The following is a 25,662-nucleotide window of genomic DNA, read 5'->3' on the forward strand; positions in this document are numbered from 1 at the left end:
CAGTCGGGGATCATCATACCCGGAGGAGAATGATCGGGATATAAGGGGCGCCATTCATGGCGACCTCAATGACGCGCCGGACCCTGATACCGCAGCGTATTTAAATTCCCCTGCAACACCAAATCCCGCTTCAGGGTTGACACCTGTCGGCACACCTCCGCGATCGCGCGGTGATCGCGTAACTTCTTCTGCCACTTCTCAGGTAGCTGATCCAGCTGCTGATACAGCGCCTCGAGCGAACCAAACTGCAGCAGCAGTTCCCGTGCGCTTTTCGGCCCGATGCCGGGCACGCCTGGAATTTTGCTGCTGCTGATACCGCATAAGCCCCAGTAATCCGCCAGCTGGGCCGGCGCGACGCCGAACTCCTGTTCGATAAACGGCACGTCCAGCCAGCGCTTCTGAAAATAATCGCGGATGCGGATGCTCGGCGCCAGCAGCTGACAGTAACCTTTATCGGTGGAAACGATGGTGGCCTGATGACCGGCTTCGGCCATCTTCACTGCCAGCGTCGCGGCCAGATCGTCCGCTTCATCCTGTTCGGCAACCCAGCAACTGACACCGCTGGCCTCAAAGGCCGCCTGCAGCGAGGCCATCTCCTGCTGTAAATCGTCCGGCATCGGCGGGCGACCCGCTTTGTAATCCGGCAATAACTGATGACGCCAGCCAGGCTGTCGGTCATGGCTGTCAAACACCGCCACCACGTGCGTTGGCCGCGTGTGACCCAGCAGCTGATGCAGCGCCGCCACGCAGGCCTCGCGACAGGGCGAACCCTGCACCGCGTGCAGGCGGCGGATCAGATTGAGCGCGTCGATAATAAGCAGATGAAGCGACATAGTGATACCGGCAGCCCGCAAGCTGCCTTCCTGATGGGTTATTTGATGATTTCGTAGCAGGGGATGTAAGCGCTGCCGGGCAGCTTCATGCGCTGCTGCGCGACGAAGCCCTGCAGCAGTTCGTCCATACGGTGCATCAGATCGGCATCGCCTTGCAGCTGATACGGACCTTTTTCCCGGATTTCGCGGATCCCCATCTCTTTGACGTTACCGGCCACGATGCCCGAGAAGGCACGCCGCAGATCCGCCGCCAGTTTTTCTGCTGGCTGATTCGGGAACAGCTTGAGGTTGGCCATATTTTCGTGGGTCGGCAGGAACGGTACCTGCAGATCCGGCGCAATGCGAATCGACCAGTTGAAGCTGTAGGCATCGCCGGTTTCGCGGCGGTACTCTTTCACCTGCGGCATGGCTTTCTTCATCACACGCGCCACTTCCGCAGCATCATCAATGATGATTTTGTAATGCCGGCGCGCGGCTTCACCCAGCGTATTAACGATGAAATCATCCAGCACGCGGAAGTAATCGGCGCTCTCTTTTGGCCCGGTGAGGATCAGCGGCAGGACCTGATCGCTGTTCTGCGGATTCATCAGAATGCCCAGCAGATACAACAGCTCTTCTGCCGTGCCCACGCCGCCCGGGAAGATCACGATGCCGTGCGCGATGCGCACAAAGGCTTCCAGACGCTTTTCGATATCCGGCATGATGATCAGTTCATTCACCAGCGGGTTAGGTGGCTCCGCAGCGATGATCGACGGTTCGGTCAGGCCGATAAACCGGCTGTCGTGATAGCGCTGCTGTGCATGGCCTACCGCTGCCCCTTTCATCGGCGCTTCCATCACGCCCGGACCACAGCCGGTACAGATGTTCAGTTCGCGCAGGCCCATCTGGGTCCCGACATTGCGGCAATATTGATATTCGACCGCGTTGATGGAGTGACCGCCCCAGCACACCACAGTGTTGGGATATTCGCCCACGTGCAGCGCGCGCGCATTGCGCAGAATGGAGAACACCTGGTTGGTGATGTGCGCGGAGTCGGTGACGTCCTGATTTTGTAAACGATCCGCCGCCGAGAGCTGACCGTTAACAAACAGAATGTCGCGCAGTACGGCAAACAGGTTCGCCTGCAGCGAACGGATAATCCGGCCGTCAACAAACGCCTCTTCCGGCGGGTTGATCAGCTCCAGTTTCACGCCGCGCTCGCGGCGCAGCACGTTGATGTCAAAGTTTTCGAAGCGGGAAAGCAGTTCGTGGCTACTGTCGGTCTGGCTGCCGGAGTTGAGTACCGCCAGCGAACAGTTGCGAAACAGCTGGTAGAGATCGCTGCTGGCAGTACGCTTCAGCATGTCGACTTCCAGCTGGGAGAGCAGATCCATTGAGCCAAGCGGGCTGATATGTGTAATCAAGAGAACTCCTTTACACGCAAATGCGTGACTGATGACGCTGCGCTTAACCCGTTGAGCGCAGTGACGAAAATCCTTCGGTAAGCACGCTGTCGCCCTCGCGCCTGTACCAGAGTACCGTTGTCGGCCGCGAATGCTCAAGTGGAACCGCGCATCCGTGCGGCGGCCTGCGAGACATCTCGCAATCTGCTACTGGCGCACCAGGCGGGAGTAGCCCGGCGTGAAGGGGACATTGCTGCGCCACGGATTGATATCCAGCCCGCCGCGCCGCGTGTAGCGCGCGTAGACGGTTAATGCTGCTGGCTGACAAAAGCGCTGAATATCGTTAAAAATACGCTCGACGCACTGCTCGTGAAACTCATTGTGCTGGCGGAACGAAATCAGATAGCGCAGCAGCGCTTCGCGATCGATACGCGGGCCCTGATAGCGAATCATCACCGAGCCCCAGTCCGGCTGATTGGTGATCAGACAGTTCGATTTCAGCAGATGGCTGACCAGCGTCTCTTCAACCACTTCGCTGCCCGTTGCGCTGGCGAGGTAATCAGCGTTAAAGCCGTAATCGCTGATGGTGATATCCTGCTCGTCGATGACATCGCCAGCGAAGTGCCCGATCGGCTGACCTTCCACTTCGCTCAGGCGAAACAGCGCCACGCTGACCTGGCCGTTAGCGCAGGCGCTGAGATCGCGCTCCAGCGTTTGCCGCACGGCGCCCCAGTCGGCGAAAATCGTCTGGTTAAAGCTGTTAAGATAGAGTTTGAAGCTTTTGGACTCGATCAGATTCACGCTGTCGGCGCTTAGCACTACTTCGCCGACCGCGACCTGCGGTACGCCTTTGCTGTTTAGCCAGGAGAGTTCATACAGCGTCCAGATATCTGCGCCGTGGAACGGCAGGTTATCGGGATAAAGCCCGAGCGGCTCGCGATTCAGGCTGCGCGGCACCGCCTGCAGCAGCGTGTTATCGTAGCGATCAACATACGCGGTGGGCTTACCCAAAGTCAGGCCGCTCAGCGCCGTATCCCGGTTTTCAGAAGACATAACGGTTACCACTAAAATCCATCAAAGGGAGTCAGTGTAACCGATCACCAGCGAGAAGATGAATGATGCAGCAAACCGCAGAAGCCCTGCGCGATTTTACCGCCCGTTATGTAGCGCACTGGCAGCAGCAGCACGGCCATTTTCCCGCCAGCGCAGAGCTGTACGGCGTGCCGTCGCCCTGCATCATCAGTGAACTGGATGAGCGTGTCCTGTGGCAGCCGCAGGACTTTACCCTGCCAGCCTCGCTGGCAGCCGTTGAGCGCGCGCTGGATATTCAGCTGCAGCCGGACCTCACCACGTTCTACACCACGCAATTTGCCGGCGACATGCACGCGCAGTTTGCACAGCAGCCGCTGACGCTGCTGCAGGTGTGGAGCGAGGACGATTTTACCCGCCTGCAGGAGAACCTGATTGGTCATCTGGTGATGAAGCGCCGTCTGAAACAGAGCCCGACGTTGTTTATCGCCACTACAGATTCGGAGCAGGATGTTATCGCGGTGTGTAATCTGACCGGTGAGGTGATTGTGGAGCAGCCGGGAACGAAAAAACGGCAGAAACTGGCGGTGGATATTCAGACATTTCTTAATGCTTTACAACCGGTTAGTTCGTGAGTTGCAGACTTTTCTCGCAGCCTTTGTAAGAGATCTCTCACAACTGTTGTGCGAGATCGCCAGATCATTGCGCAGACTTCCGGAAGTCCGCAATGTAAAAATATTGTGAATCATGCAGTTATGGCATCAATCCGAAAATACAGACATGGCTTAATCGTTTAACGGCGCTTACTGACTTGTTATTGCGATGGTTTCTGCCAGAATAGTCACCACTGGCAGGAAGCCACGGATTGAGAGACGTTCAGGAGAATGTCAGCCAGGCGGCAGGAACGTAACGGAGTTTACGTCACAGGGAAGGCTTCAGGATGAAGCAGGACACTCCGGAGTGAGTAAAGGACACCTCCAGGATGGAGAATGAGAGCCACGCGGGATGTGGCGGGCCAGGATGCTAAGGACCAATGTCACGATGACAGGCGACGGAAAGCGCAGGAACAGTTGTCATGGATGAGCAGGGAGCACAGCGGTGGCGGGAATGCTGCAAACGAACCGGGAGCACTGTAATCACAGTGCTCCCTTTTTTTATGCCGTTTTTGCGCGCGCACCCACTAATGATATGCTTGCCGCCCCTTTTTGACGCGGAGGTAGCGTATGTCGACGCACCTGATTATTCAGCGGCTGCAGCAGGTCGAAGCGGTGATGCGCGAACACGGCCACTGGCAGACGCACGCCCCGGCGGCGGAAGCCTTTAATAGCACGCAACCTTTCTGTCTCGATACCCTGCAGCCGCTCGAATGGCTGCAGTGGGTCCTGCTGCCGCGCATGCAGGCGCTGCTTGGCGCCGGCGCCGCGCTGCCGCAAAACTTCGCCGTTACGCCTTATTATGAGATGGCCCTGCCGCCCACCACGCCGGGCCATGCAGCGCTGCTGCTGACGCTCAGCCAGCTTGATGCGCTGTTTGCGCCGCCGGACGCCTGATGCTGGAGATCATTTATCAGGATGCATGGCTGGTTGCGGTGAATAAACCGGCGGGCTGGCTGGTGCACCGCAGCTGGCTCGATCGCAAAGAGAAAGTGGTGGTGATGCAGACGGTGCGCGATCAGATTGGTCAGCACGTATTTACCGCGCATCGCCTCGATCGTCCCACGTCTGGCGTGCTGCTGATGGGGCTCTCCAGCGAAATCGGGCGGCTGCTGGCGCAGCAGTTTGAACAGCATCAGATACAGAAGACCTATCACGCAGTGGTGCGCGGCTGGCTGGACGGTAGCGCAACGCTGGATTATCCGCTGGTGGAAGAGCTGGATAAAATTGCGGACAAGTTTGTCACGGAACCGCGCGCGCCGCAGCCGGCGGTCACCGATTATCGCGCGCTGGCGCAGGCGGAACTGCCGGTGGCTATCGGCAAGTACCCCAGCGCACGTTATACGCTGGTTGAGCTGTCGCCGCACACCGGGCGCAAGCATCAGCTGCGACGCCATATGGCGCACCTGCGTCATCCGATTATTGGTGACAGCTCGCACGGCGATCTGCGGCAGAACCGCGGTGCCGCAGCCCACTTTGGCATGGATCGACTGATGCTGCACGCCAGTGCGCTGACGCTAACGCATCCGGTGACCGGCGAACCGCTGGTGATTCGCGCCGGGCTGGATCGTGTCTGGCAGCAGATGCTGCACCCGTTTGGCTGGCAGCAGCAACTGTCCGAGGTGCCGAGGGTTGAGTTTGCCGCTGAGGCAGTCCAGGATAAGCCGACAGAATAAAGGAGCGGCAAAATGGCAAAGATTGGCATTTTTACAGGTACGGTGTACGGCAACGCGCTGCTGGTTGCCGAAGAGGCGCAGCCGGTGCTGGAAGCGCAGGGGCATGAGGTGAAGGTGTTTGAAGATCCGTCACTGGCCGACTGGCAGGCTTACAGCAATGAGGTCGCGTTAATTGTTACCTCGACCACCGGGCAGGGCGATTTTCCGGACAATATCGCGCGGCTGTATGTGCAGGTGCGCGATGAGCTGGGCTATCAGCCTGAGCTACGCTATGGCGTGATTGCTTTAGGCGACAGCAGTTACGACCATTTCTGTGGAGCAGGAAAGACTTTTGATGCCACGCTGCAGGAGCAGCAGGCGCAGCGTATTGGCGAGGTGCTGCTGGTAGATGCGACGGAAAATCCGGAGCCCGAGTCAGTGACCACGCCGTGGGTGGAGAGCTGGGGTAAGTTGTTGTAAATCAGGCCCTCACCCTAACCCTCTCCCGCAGGCGGGAGAGGGAACAGCCTGTGCGCGCGGGGGCTGCAGGGATTAACCTTAACGGTTCACCCGAACCGCTTCCTCTTCCGCCAGGTGTGCACACATCACGTCACCGGTGCCGGATTGAATACCGCCAGCTGATTACGGATTCCCCAGCGATCTGACCACGTCTGTTTACGTCCGCTGGCGATATCCAGAATCAGCTCAAACAGCCGCCAGCCGACCTGTTCAATACTCTCTTCACCCGTCGCGATGGTGCCGGCATTGATGTCCATCAGGTCATGCCAGCGGTTCGCCAGCGCGCTGCGCGTCGCCATTTTGATCACCGGAATTGCCGCCAGACCGTAAGGCGTGCCGCGCCCGGTGGTGAACACCTGCAGCGTAATGCCGGAAGCCATCTGCTGGGTGCCACAGACAAAATCGCTGGCCGGCGTGGCGGCGTAAATCAACCCGCGCTGCGTCGGGCGCTGTCCGGGTGACAGCACTTCGACAATCGGGCTGCGGCCGGATTTAGCAATTGAGCCCAGCGCTTTTTCTACCACATTGGCCAGGCCACCTTTTTTATTGCCCGGCGACGGATTCGCGCTGCGGTCGGTTTGCCCCTGGCTCAGATAATCGTCGTACCACGCCATCTCCTCCAGCAGCCGTTTGCCCACCGCTTCGTTTACCACACGCGGCGTCAGCAGATGGATCGCATCGCGTACCTCGGTCACTTCCGAGAACATCACCGTCGCACCACAGCGCACCAGCAGATCCGAGGCAAAGCCAACCGCCGGATTGGCCGTCACGCCGGAAAACGCATCGCTGCCGCCGCACTGGGTGCCGACCACCAGCGCTGACGCCGGGCAGGTTTCGCGCTGACGCTGGTTGAGTTTTTTCAGATGGCGCTCGGCCACCTGCAGAATTTCATCGACCATCGCGCCAAAGCCCACGTGACGCTCATCCTGCAGGCGCACGATATCGCGCTCATCCAGCGAAATGGCCTGTACGTCCGGTGTACCGGTGAGCAGGCGCTCCGGCTGTAATTTCTCGCAGCCGAGGCTCACCACCATCACTTCGCCGCCAAAATTAGGATTCAGCGCAAGGTTGTGAATGGTACGAATCGGCACCACCGCCGCCGGTGCGTTGATCGCCACGCCGCAGCCATATAAATGGTTGAGCGCCACCACCCCATCGACGTTGCTGTAGCGCGGCAGCAGATCGCGCTCAATCAGCTGCACCACGTAATCCACCACGCCCGCCACGCAGTGCACGCTGGTGGTGATGCCGAGCAGATTGCGCGTGCCGACGCTGCCGTCGGCGTTGCGATAGCCTTCAAAGGTGTAGCCGTCCAGCGGCGGCAGGGGGGGCGGCACGTTGGTTGCCAGCGGCAGGCTGGCCAGCGGTGGGGCGGCGGGCAGCGCCACCAGCGACTCCTCAATCCAGCTGCCGCGCGCAATCGGGCGCAGCGCTGTGCCAATCACTTCACCGTAACGCACGATGTCGCCATGCAGGGCGATATCGCTCAGCGCCACTTTGTGCCCCTGCGGCACATGCTCAGTCAGTTGCAGACCGTCATCAAAGCGGCTGCCTGCGGGCAATCCCTGATCGTTGACCACTATCGCCACGTTATCGGCGTCGTGCACTTTAATGTAGCGCGGTTTGTCTGTCAGAGGTCGGTTCATTGCTCACCTTCCGGTTCGTCGCACCGGTCATAGCGGTGCGGTTGAAATCACGTCCGTCACATCATCGTTATTTGCCAGCCTCAGTATAAGCAGGGGTATTCACCCGCGCATTGTGCAACTGACTGGCTTTGTGCCGCGATCGGCGCGCAGTTTGGTTCGTTTTACCAAACGCAAGTGAAGAGCCTCACAAAGCGTACGCTTGCTGTTCACTTTTGCAGCAATCTGGCGGCTGGATAGCGGGTTCCGTGAGCCACGCCGCAGCGTTATGGGCAAATGCCAGAAAATCGTGCCGGATTGATGATTATCCTCGGGCGTTCCTCCAGTGTTTCGCGGCGATGCTGTTCCTATACTGATTGCCGTTCTTCGACGTTTGGTTATTCGTCACGACGCATCATCGTTTTGCCATAACAACAATCGCCGTGTTTAACCCGACATCATTCTGATACCCAACGCGATGTGTATGCAGTCAGAGTGAATGTAGCGTTCGCTATATTTCAGGAGTGCATCATGAATAGTTACAGCCAGACAGCGGCAGCGGTGCAGAAGCGCACCAACGCCCGTTACTGGATTGTGGTGATGTTATTTATCGTCACCTCGTTCAACTACGGTGACCGGGCCACCATTTCGATTGCCGGTTCGGCGATGTCGAAGGAGATCGGTCTCGATTCCGTCGGCCTCGGCTACATCTTCTCCGCCTTCTCGTGGGCGTACGTTATTGGTCAGATTCCTGGCGGCTGGCTGCTGGACCGCTTCGGCTCCAAACGCGTCTATTTCTGGAGCATCTTCCTGTGGTCGCTGTTTACCCTGCTGCAGGGCTTTGTCGACATCTTTAGCGGCTTCGGCATTGTGGTGTCGCTGTTCCTGCTGCGCTTCATGGTGGGACTGGCGGAAGCGCCGTCTTTCCCGGGTAACAGCCGTATTGTTGCTGCCTGGTTCCCGGCGCAGGAGCGCGGTACCGCCGTCGCCATCTTTAACTCCGCCCAGTACTTCGCCACGGTGATTTTCGCACCAATCATGGGCTGGCTGGTGGCCGAGGTGGGCTGGGCGCACGTGTTCTGGTTCATGGGCGGGCTGGGCATCATTCTCAGCTTTATCTGGCTGAAAGTGATTCATGACCCGAACGATCACCCTGGCGTGAACAAAGCCGAGCTGGAGTACATGGAGCAGGGCGGTGCGCTGATCAACATGGATGCGAAGAAAGCCGAGCGTAAAGTGAGCTGGGATGAGAAGTGGTTCCAAATTAAGCAACTGCTCTCCACCCGCATGATGTGGGGGATCTATCTCGGTCAGTACTGCGTTAATGCCCTGACCTACTTCTTTATTACCTGGTTCCCGGTGTATCTGGTGCAGGCGCGCGGTATGTCGATTCTTAAAGCCGGCATGATCGCCTCGATTCCCGCCATCTGCGGCTTCCTCGGCGGCGTGCTGGGCGGCGTGATTTCAGATTATCTGATGCGTAAAACCGGCTCGCTGAACATCGCGCGTAAAACCCCAATCGTCATCGGCATGCTGCTCTCCATCAGCATGGTGATGTGTAACTACACCGAAACCGAATGGGTGGTGGTGCTGTTTATGGCGCTGGCGTTCTTTGGTAAAGGCATTGGTGCGCTGGGCTGGGCGGTGATGGCCGATACCGCACCTAAAGAGATCAGCGGCCTGAGCGGCGGCCTGTTCAATATGTTCGGTAACTTCTCTGGCATCGTCACGCCGATTGCCATTGGTTACATCATCGCCACCAGCGGTTCGTTTGAAGGGGCGCTGATTTATGTCGGCATCCATGCGTTTGTGGCGGCGTTCAGCTTCCTGGTGATAACCGGCGATATCAAACGTGTCGAACTCAAACCCCGGTCATAAGGAACCGAATATGAATACGCAAAGTTCCCCGGTGATTACCGACATGCAGGTGGTTCCGGTGGCGGGTTACGACAGCATGCTGCTCAACATCGGCGGCGCGCACAGCGCCTGCTTCACCCGCAATATCGTGGTGCTGACCGACAGCGCCGGCCACACCGGCGTCGGCGAAGCGCCGGGCGGTGAAACCATCTATGAGACGCTGGTCGCGGCAATACCGCAGGTGAAAGGGCAGCAGGTGGCGCGCATGAACCGGCTGGTGCAGCAGGTGCATAAAGGCAACCAGTCGGCGGATTTCGATACCTTCGGCAACGGTGCCTGGACGTTTGAGCTGCGGGTCAATGCAGTGGCGGCGCTGGAAGCGGCGCTGCTCGACCTGCTCGGCCAGTGCCTCGGCGTGCCGGTGGCCGAGCTGCTGGGGCCGGGTCAGCAACGCGATGAGGTCACGGTGCTGGGCTACCTGTTTTACATTGGCGATCGGCGTAAAACTGATTTGCCGTATCAGAGCGGCGACGCGGCCGGTCACGACTGGTATCACCTGCGCCACCAGGAGGCGCTGACGCCGGACGCGGTGGTGCGCTTAGCCGAAGCGGCGCAGGACAGGTACGGCTTCAAAGATTTCAAACTCAAAGGCGGCGTGCTGCCGGGCGAGCAGGAGATTGCCTCGGCGGTGGCACTGAAGCAGCGTTTCCCGAACGCGCGCATCACCGTCGATCCCAACGGCGCCTGGCATCTGGATGAAGCCATCGCGCTGTGCAAAGGCCTGCACGAGGTGCTGACCTATGCCGAAGATCCGTGCGGTGCCGAGCAGGGATATTCCGGGCGCGAAGTCATGGCCGAGTTTCGCCGCGCCACCGGTCTGCCGGTCGCCACCAATATGATCGCCACCAACTGGCGGGAGATGAACCACGCGGTGATGCTCAACGCGGTCGATATTCCGCTGGCCGACCCGCACTTCTGGACGCTGAGCGGCGCGGTACGCGTGGCGCAGCTGTGTGATGAGTGGGGGCTGACCTGGGGCTGCCACTCCAATAATCACTTCGACATTTCGCTGGCGATGTTTACCCACGTCGGCGCAGCGGCACCGGGTAAACCGACCGCCATCGATACCCACTGGATTTGGCAGGAGGGCGATCAGCGCCTGACCAAAGAGCCGCTGCAGATCCGCAACGGCAAAATTGCTGTGCCGGACAAACCCGGCCTCGGCGTTGAACTGGACTGGGATCGCCTGCGCGAGGCTAACGCCCTGTATCAATCGCTGCCGGCAGGCGCACGTAATGACGCCACGGCAATGCAATATCTGGTTCCCGGATGGTCGTTCGACCGCAAGCGTCCGGCTTTTGGACGCCGCCATGCATAAGGAGCAGGAAATGAGTCACACCCCGAAAATTACAGCAATGCAGGTCATTCCGGTGGCCGGTTACGACAGCATGCTGCTGAATCTGAGCGGTGCCCACGCGCCGTTTTTTACCCGCAATATCGTGATTGTGAAAGATAACGCCGGCCACACGGGCGTGGGCGAGATCCCCGGCGGCGAGAAAATTCGTCAGACGCTGGAAGATGCGGCGGCGCTCGTAACCGGAAAAACCGTCGGCGAGTACAAAAATATCCTCACCCTGGTGCGCACCACCTTTGCCGATCGCGATGCCAGCGGGCGTGGCAATCAGACCTTTGACCTGCGCACCACCATTCACGTGGTGACCGGCATCGAAGCGGCGCTGCTGGATCTGCTCGGCCAGCATCTGGGCGTCAACGTGGCGTCGCTGCTGGGCGAAGGACAGCAGCGTGACCGCGTCGAGATGCTCGGCTACCTGTTTTACGTCGGCGATCGCCGCAAAACGTCACTGCCGTATCAGAGCCAGACCGATGATCCGTGCGACTGGTATCGCCTGCGGCATGAGGAAGCCCTGACGCCGGACGCGGTGGTGCGCCTGGCAGAAGCCGCCTATGAAAAATATGGCTTTAACGATTTCAAACTAAAAGGCGGCGTACTGCGCGGCGGAGAAGAGGCCGAAGCGGTAACCGCACTGGCGAAGCGTTTCCCGCAGGCGCGCGTGACGCTTGATCCCAACGGGGCCTGGTCGCTGAATGAGGCCATCCTGCTCGGTAAACAGCTGAAAGGCGTGCTGGCTTATGCAGAAGATCCGTGCGGCGCTGAACAGGGTTACTCCGGACGTGAAGTGATGGCCGAGTTCCGGCGCGCCACCGGTCTGCCTACCGCCACCAATATGATCGCCACCGACTGGCGCCAGATGGGCCACACGCTGTCGCTGCAGTCGGTCGATATTCCGCTGGCCGATCCGCACTTCTGGACCATGCAGGGCTCGGTGCGCGTGGCGCAGATGTGTCATGACTTCGGCCTGACCTGGGGTTCGCACTCCAACAACCATTTCGATGTTTCGCTGGCGATGTTCACCCATGTGGCCGCCGCCGCACCGGGCGCCATTACCGCCATCGACACCCACTGGATCTGGCAGGAGGGCAATCAGCGCCTGACCAAAGAGCCGTTGCAGATCAAGGGCGGCATGGTGCAGGTGCCGCAGAAGCCGGGCCTTGGCGTCGAACTGGACATGGATCAGGTGATGCAGGCCCATGCGCTGTATCAGCAGCATGGACTGGGCGCGCGCGACGATGCGCAGGCGATGCAGTTCCTCGTGCCGAACTGGACATTTGATAACAAGCGTCCGTGCCTGGTGCGCTGATTTTATTCCGCGCGCCCGCGGGCGGTGGTGCTAAATAACAGGAGTAGAGATCATGAGCAATGCCTGGCCCAACCCTTTTCGTCGTCGTTTGCTGGCAGGGGAAACCCTGATTGGCAGCTGGTGCGCCCTTGCCAATCCTCTCACCACGGAAGTGCTGGGGCTGGCGGGCTTTGACTGGCTGGTGCTGGACGGCGAACACGCGCCGAACGACATCACCACCTTTATTCCGCAGCTGATGGCGCTCAAAGGCAGCCCGAGCGCGCCGGTGGTGCGACCGCCGTGCAATGAGCCGATCATCATCAAGCGTCTGCTGGATATTGGCTTCTATAACTTCCTGATTCCTTTCGTGGAAACCGCAGAAGAGGCGGCGCGCGCGGTGGCATCGACCCGCTATCCGCCAGCCGGTATTCGCGGCGTGTCGGTTTCGCATCGCAGCAACATGTACGGCACGCTGGCGGACTACAACGCCACCATCAATGACAACATCACCGTGCTGGTGCAAATCGAAACTCAGCAGGCGGTGGACAACATTGACGCCATCGCGGCGGTGGACGGCGTAGACGGCATCTTTGTCGGCCCGGGCGATCTGTCAGCGGCGCTGGGCTATCTCGGCCAGCCGGCGCATCCGGAAGTGCTGAAAGTGATCCGTTACATCCTTGAGCGCGCCAAAGCTGCCGGTAAGCCGAGCGGGATTCTGGCGCCGGTGGAGGCTGACGCACGCCGTTATCTCGAATGGGGCGCCAGCTTTGTTGCCGTCGGCAGCGATCTCGGTGTTTTCCGCCACGCCACGCAGGCGCTGTGCGACAAATTTAAGCAGTAACTGACGAAGGGGAAAGGCAATGAAAATTGGATTTATCGGCCTCGGCATCATGGGCAAACCGATGAGTAAAAACCTGGTGAAAGCCGGTTACACCCTGGTGGTGCGCGACCACAACGCCAGCAACGAAGCCGAACTGGTGGAGCTGGGTGCCACCGTGGCGAAAACGCCGAAAGAGCTGGCCGCGCAGGTTGACGTGGTGATCACCATGGTGCCGAACTCACCGCAGGTGAAAGAGGTGTGTCTGGGCGAGAACGGCATCATCGAAGGGGCGAAGCCGGGGCTGGTGGTGATCGACATGAGCTCCATCGCGCCGCTGGCCAGCCGCGAAGTGCATGATGCGCTGGCAGAAAAAGGCATCAGAATGCTGGATGCGCCGGTGAGCGGCGGTGAGCCAAAAGCGATTGAAGGCACGCTGTCGGTGATGGTCGGCGGCGATAAAGCGCTGTTTGATCAGTGCTACGATGTTCTTAAGGCGATGGCCGGTTCGGTGGTGCACACCGGCGATATCGGCGCGGGCAACGTCACTAAACTGGCCAACCAGGTGATTGTGGCGCTCAACATTGCCGCGATGTCAGAAGCGCTGTCGCTGGCCACCAAAGCCGGCGTCAATCCGGAACTGGTTTACCAGGCGATTCGCGGCGGTCTGGCGGGCAGCACCGTGCTGGATGCCAAAGCGCCCATGGTGCTGGATCGCAACTTTAAGCCTGGCTTCCGTATCGATTTGCATATCAAGGACTTAGCCAATGCGCTTGATACCTCACACGGCATTGGCGCACATCTGCCGCTGACCGCAGCGGTGATGGAGATGATGCAGGCGCTAAAAGTCGACGGGCAGGGTACGTCCGATCATAGCGCGCTGGCTTGCTATTATGAAAAATTAGCCAAAGTTGAGATCACCCGGTAGTGCCCGCGTCCGGTGTCTGCGGATGCCGGACGCTGTACTGCCTAAGCCAGACGGATTTCCGTCACCTACCGCGCTCGGATTGCCTATGAAAATTGTCATCGCACCGGATTCATACAAAGAGAGTTTGTCCGCCCTGGAAGTGGCTACCGCGATAGAAGCGGGATTTCGCGAAATTTTCCCCGCCGCTGACTATGTCAAAATACCGGTCGCCGACGGCGGAGAAGGCACGGTTGAAGCAATGGTGGCGGCAACCCAGGGCAACATCGTCAGACTGACGGTGACCGGGCCGCTCGGCGAGCCGGTCGACGCGTTTTACGGATTATCCGGTGATGCGCGTACCGCCTTTATTGAGATGGCGGCGGCCAGCGGGCTGGAGCTGGTGCCTGCGGCACAGCGCGATCCGCTGATCACCACCTCCTACGGTACCGGTGAACTGATCAAAAACGCGCTGGATCGCGGCGTCGATCACATCATCATCGGCATCGGCGGCAGCGCCACTAACGACGGCGGTGCCGGCATGGTGCAGGCGCTCGGTGCCCGGCTGCTGGACAGCGACGGCAGCGGGATTGGCTATGGCGGTGGGGCCCTGCCGCAGCTGGCGAAGATTGAGATCGCCGATCTGGATCCGCGCCTGCTGCAGTGCCGCATTGAAGTGGCGTGCGACGTGACCAATCCGCTGATTGGCGAAGAGGGGGCGTCGGCGATTTTTGGCCCGCAGAAGGGGGCCACGCCGCAGCTGGTGCAGCAGCTGGATGCCGCGCTCGGCCATTACGCCGCGATTATTCAGCGCGATCTGGATATTGATGTGCTGCACATCGCCGGCGGTGGTGCAGCCGGCGGCATGGGCGCGGCGCTGCATGCGTTTTGCCACGCGGAACTGCGGCGCGGCATTGAGATTGTTACCGAAGCGCTGGGGCTGGCGCAGCAGGTGCAGGATGCCGATCTGGTGATTACCGGTGAAGGGCGCATCGACAGTCAGTCAGTCAACGGCAAAGTGCCGGTTGGCGTGGCGCAGGTGGCGAAGCAGTTCAATAAGCCGGTGATCGGTATTGCCGGCAGCCTGACGGCGGATGTCGGTGTGGTGCATCAGCACGGGATCGACGCGGTGTACAGCGTGCTGTCGGGTATCTGTTCGCTGGAAGAGGCGCTGGCCAATGCCGCGCAGAATGTCCGCCTGACGGCAAGGAACGTCGCTGCCACGATCAAGGTGGGGCAGGGGTTGTAAGGGGGAGGCGGTGCGGTTTTCCCCTCACCCCAGCCCTCTCCCGCAGGCGGGAGAGGGGGCTGATGGTGCACGGATTTGGATTTCGCGCTGTTCCTCTGGATCGCACCGGACGGTTCCCTCTCCCGCCGGGAGAGGGTTAGGGTGAGGGCCCAGCACACAACCCATAACCCTCACTACACCACGCCCAGCACCTGACGCGCTTCGCGCGCTACATTCGCCATCTCGTCGCTCAGCTCCAGCAGCTCTGGTTCAAGCGCTGCGATATCGCTCTCCTGATGCAGACTCTTCTCCAGCTGCTGACACAGCTGTTTCAGCCGCGGCACGCCGCTGTAGCTGGCGCTGCCGTGCAGCTTGTGAATAATCTCGCGCAGCCCATCGACGTCATTCTGCGCCATACATTGCGCCACGCGCTGCTCCACTTCCGGCAGAAAATCCAGCAGCATCTGCAGCAGATCGCGCGCCAGCTCGGCTTTATTCGCCGCCTGGCGCAGCGCCAGCGCCCAGTCGAGTGAGGGCGCGATCGCCGGTTGTCGCACCGCGCTCGCCACGCTGCCCGGCGCATAGCGCTGCAGCAGCTGCTTCAGCTTGTCCTCATCAATCGGCTTGGCGAGATAGTCATTCATGCCGGCGGCGATCAACTGCTCACGTTCGCCATCCAGCGCATGCGCCGTGACCGCGACAATCGGCGTGCTGGCGTGCTGTGGCAGGCTGCGGATGATCTCGCTGGCGCGGATGCCGTCGATGTCTGGCATCTGAATATCCATCAGAATCACGTCCAGCCGCTGCTGCCGCGCCTGGTGAATCGCCTGACTGGCGTTGTCGCACAGAATGATGTTCTGGACCTGCTCCTCCAGCAATGCGCCGATCAGCTTCAGGTTGGCCGGATTATCATCCACCGCCATCACCGTCAGCGGCTGTCTTACGCCGCGCGGGGCGGCGTCGCTATGACGCATGTTGAGATCGAGCAGCATCGGCAGCAATCGCGTCAGCGACACCGGTTTGGCAATGCAGCCGGCGATACCGCGCGCGCGCAAATCATCGGCGAACAGCATCATTTCGCTCGGCAGCGCCAGCAGCACCGAGTCGGCGTGTGCGCGCAGGCGGGCAATCAGCGCATCGGACAGCGTAGCCGGATGCGGATCGCTGACCGGCAGCCCCATCAGCAGCAGCGGGAAATGGGCGTCGGGCAGATCGTCAAGGCTGGCAAAGTGCTGCACCTGCAGAGGCGTAATGCTCAGCATCTCCTGAACCGCTTTCGCCACCGCCGGATGGGGTTCGATATAAGCCAGCGGCGTGGCGTGCAGATCGTCCAGCATGCGTGGAATCGCCGGTGCGTTAGGATTGAGATCCAGATGTACCTGTACCCAGAAGGTGGAGCCCTGATTCTGCCGGCTGTGGAAGGCGATCTCACCGCCCATTTCGTGTACCAGTTTCTGCGTAATCACCAGGCCAAGACCGGTACCGCCGTGACGGCGCGAAATACTGGCGTCCGCCTGACGAAATGCCTGGAACAGCTGCGACTGCTGCTGCTCAGAGATACCGATGCCGGTATCGTGCACCTGAATCTCCAGTTCCGCCCGTGTGATGCTGAGATGACGCAGCTCGACGCGCAGATCAATGTGGCCGCGCTCGGTGAATTTGATGGCGTTGCCAATCAGGTTGATCAGAATTTGCTGCAGACGCAGCGGATCGCCAATCACATTATCCGGCACCTGTTTCTCCAGGCACACAGTGATCTCGAGGCCTTTCTCATGCGCGGACGGCGCCAGCAGCACCAGCGTTTCATCCAGCGTGGCGCGCAGCGGGAACGGGATCGACTCCAGCACCAGCTTACCGGCTTCCAGTTTGGAGAAATCGAGCACGTCGTTAATGATGCTCAGCAGGTTATTGGCCGAACGCTCAATGGTGCTCATGTAATCACGCTGGTTGGTGCTCAGCCCGGTTTTCAGCATCTGGCGGGTAAAGCCAATCACGCCATTGAGCGGCGTGCGCAGCTCGTGCGACATATTGGCGAGAAACTCCGACTTGATGCGTGCCGCTTCCTGGGCGCGCTTTTTCGCCAGGTCCAGCTCGACGTTCTGAATCTCCAGCTGCTCGAGCGTTTCGCGCAGATCGTAGGTTGCCTGGTCGATGTTCTGCTGCATCTCTTCATGGTAGGCGGTGAGTGACATCGCCATGGCGTTGATGCCGTTTTTCAGGATGCTCAGTTCGCCCAGCATATAGCCATCCACGCGACTGTCGAGCTGGCCACGCCGGATGCGGTCCACGGTGGTAACCATGTTGCGAATCGGGCCGGTGACGTCGCGCATCAGTCGATAGGCAAACAGCATGGCGATGCACAGGCAAAACAGCAGCAGCAGAGTGGCGACAAACACCTCTTTGTACTGCTCCAGCCGCACCGACTGCAGATCCAGCTCAATCGCCACATAACCCAGCGGATTGCCTGCCGGCTTGGCGTCCTCACCCGGCAGTTCGTCCACCGAATAGCGTTCAGAGATGATTGGCGTGCGCAGCACCATCAGGTTGCCGTGCCGCTCCACCGACACGCCATCCGCCAGCGTGGAAATATCGGCTTTTTGCAGCAGCGCGAGGTTCTGGTTGTTATTGGAGCTGACGTAGATGTGATTGTTGTTGTCGAAAACCGTAATGGCACGGACAATATCGGAATGACGGCGATGCAGCAGGCTGACCAGCTCGCGAATCGCATCACGATTATGCCACGTCATGCCGTACTCGCTCGACACCGCCAGCGGTTCGATAATGTTAGCGCCGGCATCGCGCACCTGGTGCTGCAGTTCGTTGTAGCGGTGCACCACGAAGAAGGTACTGAGCAGCAGGCCAATCATCAGCGTCGGCGCCAGTATCAGAATCATCATTCGCGCCCGCAGGCTGTATTTGGTCATAATTGTGGCCTGGCGACTCCTGGCATTTTATCCCTGTGCAAAAACCACGTACGGCTGCACACCTAATGAAAACTGAGAATTCACAATACTATGGCGCAATTTTACTCCGCAAAACAGCGCGTGACGACGAAGCAACGTCTCAGCGTCACCATTGACGAGCTCGATCCCTTCGGTCAGGGCGTGGCGCGCCATAACGGTAAAACGCTGTTTGTCAGCGGCGCGCTGCCCGGCGAACAGGCCGAGGTGATCCTGACCGAAGATAAGCGTCAGTTTGCGCGCGGCAAAGCCAAAAAGATTACACAACCGAGCCCGCAGCGCCAGCAACCGCGCTGCATCCATTTCGGCGTGTGCGGCGGCTGCCAGCAGCAGCACGTGTCCGTGGCGCTGCAGCAGGAGAGCAAAGCGCGGGCGCTGGGCCGCATGCTGAGTCAGGAAGCGGCGCTGCCGGTGCAGGTGGATGAGATCATCAGCGCTGCGCCCTGGGGCTATCGCCGGCGCGCGCGTCTCGGTTTGCAGTGGCTGTCGAAGCAGCAGCGCCTGCAGATGGGCTTCCGTCTGGCGGGCAGTAACGATCTGATTGATGTGACGCAATGCCCCGTTTTGGTGCCCGAGCTTGAGGCGCTGCTGCAGCCGCTGCACCACTGTCTCAGCAGCCTGCACGCAGCGAAACGGCTGGGGCATGTGGAACTGGTGCTGGCGGATAACGGTCCGCTAATGGTGCTGCGCCATCTTGATGCGCTCTCCGCTGCGGACCGGACAAAACTGGAACGTTTTTCGCATGAGCACCGGCTGATGATCTGGCTGGCGGACGGCAGTGACGCGCTGCAGGCGCTCGGCGCGGAGCAGCCTTACTATCGCTCGTTTGATTTGCAGCTAACCTTTAGCCCGCAGGATTTCATTCAGGTCAACGATGGCGTGAATCAGCAGATGGTGGCACAGGCGATTGCCTGGCTGGATCTGCAGCCGGACGATCGGGTGCTCGATCTGTTCTGCGGCATGGGCAACTTCACATTGCCGCTAGGAAAGTTCGTACAAAATGCGGTGGGTGTGGAGGGCGTTGCAGCATTAGTGCGCCAGGCAGAGTATAATGCTCAGCTTAACAATCTCAGAAATGTCTGCTTCTTCCAGCACAATTTAGAGGAAGATGTCTCGCGCCAGCCCTGGGCGGCGCAGGGATTTAATAAGGTGTTACTGGATCCGGCGCGTGCCGGGGCCGCGGGCGTGATGTCGCATATCGTTAAACTTGCGCCGCAACGCGTGGTCTATGTTTCCTGTAACCCAACAACACTTGCGCGCGACAGTCAGGCATTACTGTCGGCGGGCTACCATTTGGAAAGGGTCGCGATGCTGGATATGTTCCCACATACCAGCCATCTCGAATCCATGGTGCTGTTTAGCAAAACATAAGCGGCGTTTTCGTCGTTATGGCAGGAGAGGATATGGTTGCGGTTAGAAGTGCGCATTTAAATACGGAAGGGGAGTTTGCCCTTGACCAGTGGATCGCCAGTTTAAATATTAATAATCCGCAATCCTGCCAGAAACTGGCGGATGCGTGGCGCTACTGTGAAGCCGAAACGCACGACCATCCAGATCAGGCTCTGCTGCTGTGGCGCGGTATTGAGATGGTGGAAATTCTCACCATGCTCAGTATGGACATCGACAGTCTGCGCGCCGCGCTGCTGTTCCCGCTGGCCAATGCGGGCGTGGTGAGCGAAGAGGATCTGGAAAAGGCCTTTGGCAAAAGCATCGTCTCGCTGGTGCACGGCGTGCGCGATATGGATGCCATCCGCCAGCTGAAAGCCATTCACAACGACTCGATGGCCTCGGAGCAGGTGGATAACGTGCGCCGCATGCTGCTGGCGATGGTGGAAGATTTCCGCTGCGTGGTCATCAAGCTGGCAGAACGTATTGCCCATCTGCGCGAGATGAAAGATGCGCCAGAAGATGAGCGCGTGCTGGCGGCGAAAGAGAGCACCAACATTTATGCGCCGCTGGCCAACCGTCTCGGGATCGGCCAGCTCAAATGGGAGCTGGAAGATTACTGCTTCCGCTACCTGCATCCTGACGAATACAAACGCATCGCCAAACTGCTGCACGAACGCCGCATCGATCGTGAACAATACATTGATAACTTCGTCGATAACCTGCGTAAAGAGATGCAAAAAGAGGGCGTGCGCGCAGAAGTTTACGGCCGTCCCAAGCATATCTACAGCATCTGGCGCAAAATGCAGAAGAAGTCGCTGGCGTTTGATGAGCTGTTCGACGTGCGCGCAGTGCGCATCGTCGCTGAACGCCTGCAGGACTGCTACGGCGCGCTCGGCACCGTCCACACGCTGTATCGTCATCTGCCTAGCGAGTTCGACGATTACGTCGCCAATCCCAAGCCAAACGGCTATCAGTCGATTCATACCGTGGTGCTGGGACCGCAGGGCAAAACGGTCGAGATTCAGATCCGTACCCGCCAGATGCACGAGGACGCTGAACTGGGCGTCGCGGCACACTGGAAGTACAAAGAAGGACCGACGGCCAGCAACGCGCGCGGTGCCGCAGGGCACGAAGAGCGCATCGCCTGGCTGCGTAAACTGATTACCTGGCAGGAAGAGATGGCGGATTCCGGCGAGATGCTGGAAGAGGTGCGCAGCCAGGTATTTGATGACCGCGTTTACGTGTTTACGCCAAAGGGCGACGTGGTCGATTTGCCGGCCGGTTCCACGCCGCTCGACTTTGCCTACCACATTCACAGTGATATTGGTCATCGCTGCATCGGTGCCAAAATTGGCGGCCGTATCGTGCCCTTTACCTATCAGCTGCAGATGGGCGATCAGATTGAGGTGATCACCCAGAAGCAGCCGAACCCGAGCCGCGACTGGCTGAACCCTAACCTCGGCTACATCACCACCAGCCGCGGGCGCTCGAAGATTCATGCGTGGTTCCGTAAACAGGATCGCGACAAAAATATCGCGGCCGGCCGGCAGATTCTGGATAGCGAGCTGGGCCAGCTGGATATCAGCATGCGCGAAGCCGAGAAGCTGCTGCTGCCGCGTTATAACGTCAGCTCACAGGATGAGCTGCTGGCGATGATTGGCGGCGGGGATATCCGTCTTAACCAGATGGTTAACTTCCTGCAGGCGAAGCTCAACAAGCCGAGCGCTGAAGAGGAAGATCGCGAGGCGCTGCGTCAGCTGACGCAGAAATCGCATCAGCCGTCGTCGGCGCGCAAAGAGAGTGGCCGCGTGGTGGTGGAGGGTGTCGGCAATCTGCTACACCACATTGCGCGCTGCTGCCAGCCGATTCCGGGCGACGATATTGTCGGGTTTATTACCCAGGGGCGCGGCATTTCGATTCACCGCGCCGACTGCGATCAGCTCAGCGAACTGATTTCGCATGCGCCGGAACGGATTGTCGATGCGGTGTGGGGCGAAAGTTACTCCAGCGGTTATTCGCTGGTGGTACGCGTGACGGCCAACGATCGCAGCGGGCTGCTGCGCGACATCACCACCATTCTGGCCAATGAAAAGGTCAACGTGCTGGGCGTGTCCAGCCGCAGCGACACCAAAAAGCAGCTCGCCACCATCGATATGGATATCGAGATTTATAACCAGCAGGTGCTGGGTCGCGTGCTGGCGCGCCTTAATCAGGTGCCGGATATTATCGATGCGCGCCGCTTACATTAAGCCCTGCTGAGACCGGTGCGCAGCAATGCGCACCCGGGCAAAACCGCGTAATTACCCTGCAGGGTCGCCATTAATGGCGGCTTTTTATCTTGTTGTTCCGGGGACTTTCATGACTGCTTTAAACCGCCTGCTCACCATCATGCAAACCCTGCGCGATCCGGTGCGCGGCTGCCCGTGGGATCGCCAGCAGACCTTTGCCTCTATTGCGCCGTACACGCTGGAAGAGACCTATGAAGTTATCGACGCCATCCAGCGCGAAGACTTTGACGATCTGCGCGGCGAACTGGGCGATCTGCTGTTTCAGGTGGTGTTTTACGCCCGCATGGCCGAGGAGCAGCAGCGTTTCAACTTCGATGACATCTGCAACGCCATCAGTGACAAACTGGAGCGTCGCCATCCGCACATCTTCGGCGAAGTCCAGGTCGATTCCACGGCCGAAGTGCTGAAAAACTGGGAGGCGATCAAGCAGCGTGAGCGTGCGGAGAAGTCTCAGCATTCGGTGCTGGACGATATCCCGAAAGCGCTGCCGGCGCTGATGCGCGCTTATAAAATCCAGAAGCGCTGTCACAGCGTAGGCTTCGACTGGGACAGCCTCGGGCCGGTGCTGGATAAAGTGCATGAAGAGATCGACGAAGTGATGCATGAAGCCCAGCAGGCGGTGGTGGACAGCGACAAGCTGGAAGAGGAGATTGGCGATCTGCTGTTCGCTACCGTCAATCTGTCACGCCATCTCGGCAGCAAAGCGGAAACCGCGTTGCAGAAGGCCAATGACAAGTTCGAGCGCCGCTTCCGTCAGGTAGAGAATATTATTCAGGCCCAGGGGCTGAGCATGGAACAGGCTACGCTGGCGCAGATGGAAGCCGCCTGGCAGCAGGTTAAAGCCGGCGAATAACCTTCTTCAGCCTCACCGCGCAGCGCAGGTGATTATTCCAGCGCTGCGCATAAAATCACCGCCTGAGCTTACTCGATTCAGCCAGTCGGCAACTTTGTGACGTACGTCAACATTTCACCCGGCACTCTCCGCTATGTTACAGGCTGTAATGCGAGGAGGATGGTGTGATTCATCAATTGTGGCTGCGGACGACTTCGGGTATACTGTTTTCCCGTCCTGGTTATTCCACCGTCTTTAAACCTAAACTCTCAGGTTCAGCATGACAACGAATTATATTTTTGTGACCGGCGGGGTCGTTTCCTCTCTGGGCAAAGGCATTGCCGCAGCCTCCCTCGCAGCCATCCTTGAAGCACGTGGTCTGAATGTGACCATCATGAAACTCGATCCGTATATCAACGTCGATCCGGGTACCATGAGCCCTACGCAGCACGGTGAAGTGTTCGTCACCGATGACGGGGCCGAGACCGATCTGGATTTAGGTCACTACGAGCGCTTCATCCGTACCAAAATGTCGCGCCGCAACAACTTTACTACCGGCCGTATCTACTCAGAAGTGCTGCGCAAAGAGCGTCGCGGCGACTATCTGGGCGCGACCATTCAGGTCATCCCACACATCACTAACGCCATCAAAGAGCGCATCATTGAAGGTGGCGAAGGTCATGACGTCGTGCTGGTGGAAATCGGCGGAACCGTGGGCGATATCGAATCCCTGCCGTTCCTGGAAGCGATTCGCCAGATGGCGGTCGATGTTGGCCGTGAACACACCATGTATATGCACCTGACGCTGGTGCCTTACATGGCGGCGGCGGGTGAAGTGAAAACCAAGCCAACCCAGCACTCGGTTAAAGAGCTGCTGTCGATTGGTATTCAGCCTGACGTGCTGATTTGCCGTTCAGACCGCGCGGTGCCCGCTAACGAGCGCGCGAAGATCGCCCTGTTCTGTAACGTGCCGGAAAAAGCGGTTATCTCGCTGAAAGACGTTGATTCGATCTACAAGATCCCGGGCCTGCTGAAATCGCAGGGTCTGGATGATTACATCTGCAAGCGTTTCAACCTGAGCGCGCCGGAAGCCAATCTGGCCGAGTGGGAGCAGGTGATTTACGAAGAAGCCAATCCGGGCGGCGAAGTCACCATCGGTATGGTCGGCAAATATGTCGAACTGCCGGATGCCTATAAATCCGTGATTGAAGCGCTGAAGCACGGCGGCCTGAAAAATCGCGTCACCGTGAACATCAAGCTGATCGATTCGCAGGATGTGGAAACGCGCGGCGTCGAAATTCTGAAAGATCTTGATGCTATCCTGATTCCTGGTGGCTTCGGTTACCGCGGGGTGGAAGGGAAATTGCTGACCGCGCAATACGCGCGTGAAAACAACATTCCGTACCTCGGCATTTGCCTTGGCATGCAGATTGCGCTGATGGAATTCGCGCGCAACGTGGCCGGGATGGAAGGCGCCAACTCCACTGAATTTGTGCCAGACTGTAAGTACCCGGTGGTTGCGTTAATCACCGAATGGCGCGATGAAAACGGTAACGTTGAACAGCGTACCGAGCAGAGCGATCTGGGCGGCACCATGCGTCTGGGAAGCCAGCAGTGCCAGCTGACGCCGGAAAGCAAAGTGCGCCAGCTGTACGGCTCTGACGTCATTACTGAGCGTCACCGCCACCGTTACGAAGTAAACAATCTGCTGCTGAAGCAGATTGAAGCGGCGGGTCTGCACATTGCAGGCCGTTCCGGCGACGATCAACTGGTGGAGATCATTGAGATCCCGAATCATCCATGGTTTGTAGCCTGCCAGTTCCACCCGGAATTCACGTCGACCCCGCGTGATGGTCATCCGCTGTTCGCTGGCTTTGTTAAAGCCGCGCAGGAGCACCAGAAGCGGTTAGCGAAGTAAGAGTTTAACGAACAGCGCGCGAACTTTTCGCGCGTTGTTTGTCTTAGGATTGACTAACTTGTACTGAGGAAAATCGAATGTCCAAAATCGTAAAAGTCATCGGTCGCGAAATCATCGACTCCCGTGGCAACCCGACTGTAGAAGCAGAAGTGCATCTGGAAGGCGGTTTCGTTGGTCTGGCTGCTGCGCCATCAGGTGCTTCAACCGGTTCTCGCGAAGCACTGGAGCTGCGTGACGGTGACAAATCTCGTTTCCTGGGCAAAGGTGTAACCAAAGCGGTTGCAGCTGTTAACGGTCCTATCGCTGCTGCGGTAACCGGTAAAGATGCCAAAGACCAGGCGAACATCGATAAGATCATGATCGAGCTGGACGGTACTGACAACAAATCCAACTTCGGTGCAAACGCCATTCTGGCGGTTTCTCTGGCAGCAGCGAAAGCAGCAGCAGCCTCTAAAGGTCTGCCACTGTACGCACACATTGCAGAACTGAACGGCACCCCGGGCAAATACTCTATGCCACTGCCAATGATGAACATCATCAACGGTGGTGAGCACGCGGATAACAACGTTGATATCCAGGAGTTCATGATTCAGCCGGTTGGCGCGAAAACCGTGAAAGAAGCCATCCGTATGGGTTCTGAAGTGTTCCATCACCTGGCTAAAGTTCTGAAAGCCAAAGGCATGAACACCGCGGTAGGTGACGAAGGTGGCTACGCGCCAAACCTGGGTTCAAACGCCGAAGCGCTGGCCGTTATCGCCGAAGCTGTTAAAGCAGCAGGCTACGAGCTGGGCAAAGACATCACCCTGGCGATGGACTGTGCAGCATCTGAATTCTACAAAGACGGCAAATATGTGCTGGCTGGTGAAGGCAACAAAGCCTTCACTTCTGAAGAGTTCACCCACTTCCTGGAAGACCTGACCAAACAGTACCCAATCGTTTCTATCGAAGACGGTCTGGATGAGTCTGACTGGAACGGCTTCGCTTACCAGACCAAAGTGCTGGGCGACAAAATTCAGCTGGTAGGTGACGACCTGTTCGTGACCAACACCAAGATCCTGAAAGAAGGTATCGATAAAG

The 25,662-nt window shown here is 58.8% G+C and carries 20 protein-coding genes; 15 read left to right on the forward strand and 5 right to left on the reverse strand.

From position 1 onward, the window contains the following. Positions 1-65 precede the first annotated feature (65 nt). The 3 genes from xni to queF form a co-directional block, all read right to left on the reverse strand. Positions 66-833: a flap endonuclease Xni gene (gene xni / locus QMM04_RS09510; protein WP_282996068.1), complete on the reverse strand. Its 768-nt coding sequence runs from the start codon at positions 831-833 to the stop codon at positions 66-68. 38 nt (positions 834-871) lie between these two features. Beyond that, entirely contained in the window at positions 872-2,236 is a 1,365-nt protein-coding gene (gene ppnN / locus QMM04_RS09515) for a nucleotide 5'-monophosphate nucleosidase PpnN (protein ID WP_282996069.1), read from the reverse strand. A 186-nt stretch (positions 2,237-2,422) separates the two neighbouring features. After that, positions 2,423-3,268: an NADPH-dependent 7-cyano-7-deazaguanine reductase QueF gene (gene queF / locus QMM04_RS09520; RefSeq protein WP_058757052.1), complete on the reverse strand. Its 846-nt coding sequence runs from the start codon at positions 3,266-3,268 to the stop codon at positions 2,423-2,425. A 62-nt stretch (positions 3,269-3,330) separates the two neighbouring features. On the opposite strand from queF, the gene syd reads away from it, so the two are divergent. The 4 genes from syd (at position 3,331) to QMM04_RS09540 (ending at position 6,032) form a co-directional block, all read left to right on the forward strand. Beyond that, complete coding sequence (gene syd, locus QMM04_RS09525) at positions 3,331-3,879, forward strand: SecY-interacting protein (RefSeq protein ID WP_059010890.1); 549 nt, start codon at positions 3,331-3,333, stop codon at positions 3,877-3,879. A gap of 588 nt (positions 3,880-4,467) precedes the next feature. After that, on the forward strand, positions 4,468-4,794 hold the full coding sequence (locus QMM04_RS09530) for a YqcC family protein (RefSeq protein WP_282996070.1): 327 nt from the start codon (positions 4,468-4,470) through the stop codon (positions 4,792-4,794). After that, positions 4,794-5,573 carry a tRNA pseudouridine(65) synthase TruC gene (truC, locus tag QMM04_RS09535; RefSeq protein WP_282996071.1) on the forward strand — a complete coding sequence of 260 codons (780 nt, stop codon included), beginning with the start codon at positions 4,794-4,796 and terminating at the stop codon, positions 5,571-5,573. Before QMM04_RS09530 ends, truC begins: the two co-directional genes overlap by 1 nt. 12 nt (positions 5,574-5,585) lie before the next feature. Then, positions 5,586-6,032 carry a flavodoxin gene (locus QMM04_RS09540; RefSeq protein WP_132467001.1) on the forward strand — a complete coding sequence of 149 codons (447 nt, stop codon included), beginning with the start codon at positions 5,586-5,588 and terminating at the stop codon, positions 6,030-6,032. Between the two features lie 125 nt (positions 6,033-6,157). Here the strand turns inward: QMM04_RS09540 and garD are convergent, their stop codons facing one another. Beyond that, positions 6,158-7,717 carry a galactarate dehydratase gene (gene garD, locus QMM04_RS09545; RefSeq protein WP_058757048.1) on the reverse strand — a complete coding sequence of 520 codons (1,560 nt, stop codon included), beginning with the start codon at positions 7,715-7,717 and terminating at the stop codon, positions 6,158-6,160. A gap of 507 nt (positions 7,718-8,224) precedes the next feature. On the opposite strand from garD, the gene QMM04_RS09550 reads away from it, so the two are divergent. The 6 genes from QMM04_RS09550 to QMM04_RS09575 all read left to right on the forward strand — a co-directional run bounded on the left by QMM04_RS09550 (position 8,225) and on the right by QMM04_RS09575 (position 15,219). After that, positions 8,225-9,571 carry an MFS transporter gene (locus tag QMM04_RS09550; RefSeq protein WP_058771607.1) on the forward strand — a complete coding sequence of 449 codons (1,347 nt, stop codon included), beginning with the start codon at positions 8,225-8,227 and terminating at the stop codon, positions 9,569-9,571. A gap of 10 nt (positions 9,572-9,581) precedes the next feature. Then, the gene (locus QMM04_RS09555; protein ID WP_282996072.1) at positions 9,582-10,928 is read left to right on the forward strand and encodes an enolase C-terminal domain-like protein; all 1,347 of its coding nucleotides are present in this window, start codon (positions 9,582-9,584) and stop codon (positions 10,926-10,928) included. Between the two features lie 10 nt (positions 10,929-10,938). Next, the gene (gudD, locus tag QMM04_RS09560) at positions 10,939-12,270 is read left to right on the forward strand and encodes a glucarate dehydratase (protein ID WP_040679678.1); all 1,332 of its coding nucleotides are present in this window, start codon (positions 10,939-10,941) and stop codon (positions 12,268-12,270) included. 52 nt (positions 12,271-12,322) lie between these two features. Continuing rightward, positions 12,323-13,090 (forward strand): 2-dehydro-3-deoxyglucarate aldolase, encoded by a 768-nt coding sequence (garL, locus tag QMM04_RS09565; protein ID WP_021507370.1) that lies wholly within the window; start codon positions 12,323-12,325, stop codon positions 13,088-13,090. A 19-nt stretch (positions 13,091-13,109) separates the two neighbouring features. Further along, entirely contained in the window at positions 13,110-13,994 is an 885-nt protein-coding gene (garR, locus tag QMM04_RS09570; RefSeq protein ID WP_058771604.1) for a 2-hydroxy-3-oxopropionate reductase, read from the forward strand. Positions 13,995-14,079: 85 nt separating this feature from the next. After that, positions 14,080-15,219 carry a glycerate kinase gene (locus QMM04_RS09575; protein WP_058757043.1) on the forward strand — a complete coding sequence of 380 codons (1,140 nt, stop codon included), beginning with the start codon at positions 14,080-14,082 and terminating at the stop codon, positions 15,217-15,219. A gap of 173 nt (positions 15,220-15,392) precedes the next feature. Here the strand turns inward: QMM04_RS09575 and barA are convergent, their stop codons facing one another. Further along, positions 15,393-18,122 carry a two-component sensor histidine kinase BarA gene (gene barA / locus QMM04_RS09580; protein ID WP_150059300.1) on the reverse strand — a complete coding sequence of 910 codons (2,730 nt, stop codon included), beginning with the start codon at positions 18,120-18,122 and terminating at the stop codon, positions 15,393-15,395. Between the two features lie 90 nt (positions 18,123-18,212). On the opposite strand from barA, the gene rlmD reads away from it, so the two are divergent. The 5 genes from rlmD to eno all read left to right on the forward strand — a co-directional run. Then, positions 18,213-19,529: a 23S rRNA (uracil(1939)-C(5))-methyltransferase RlmD gene (rlmD, locus tag QMM04_RS09585; protein WP_282996073.1), complete on the forward strand. Its 1,317-nt coding sequence runs from the start codon at positions 18,213-18,215 to the stop codon at positions 19,527-19,529. A 32-nt stretch (positions 19,530-19,561) separates the two neighbouring features. Further along, the gene (gene relA, locus QMM04_RS09590) at positions 19,562-21,796 is read left to right on the forward strand and encodes a GTP diphosphokinase (protein WP_282996074.1); all 2,235 of its coding nucleotides are present in this window, start codon (positions 19,562-19,564) and stop codon (positions 21,794-21,796) included. Between the two features lie 109 nt (positions 21,797-21,905). Continuing rightward, positions 21,906-22,688: a nucleoside triphosphate pyrophosphohydrolase gene (gene mazG / locus QMM04_RS09595; RefSeq protein ID WP_125310165.1), complete on the forward strand. Its 783-nt coding sequence runs from the start codon at positions 21,906-21,908 to the stop codon at positions 22,686-22,688. A gap of 259 nt (positions 22,689-22,947) precedes the next feature. Next, positions 22,948-24,585 (forward strand): glutamine hydrolyzing CTP synthase, encoded by a 1,638-nt coding sequence (gene pyrG / locus QMM04_RS09600; protein ID WP_021507363.1) that lies wholly within the window; start codon positions 22,948-22,950, stop codon positions 24,583-24,585. A gap of 77 nt (positions 24,586-24,662) precedes the next feature. Continuing rightward, positions 24,663-25,662 (forward strand): phosphopyruvate hydratase (gene eno, locus QMM04_RS09605; protein WP_282996075.1); only part of this gene is annotated, 1,000 nt, incomplete at its 3' end.

Origin of the sequence: Pantoea sp. Pa-EAmG, from assembly GCF_030024295.1 — a bacterium.
Taxonomy (GTDB): Bacteria; Pseudomonadota; Gammaproteobacteria; order Enterobacterales; family Enterobacteriaceae; genus Pantoea; species Pantoea dispersa.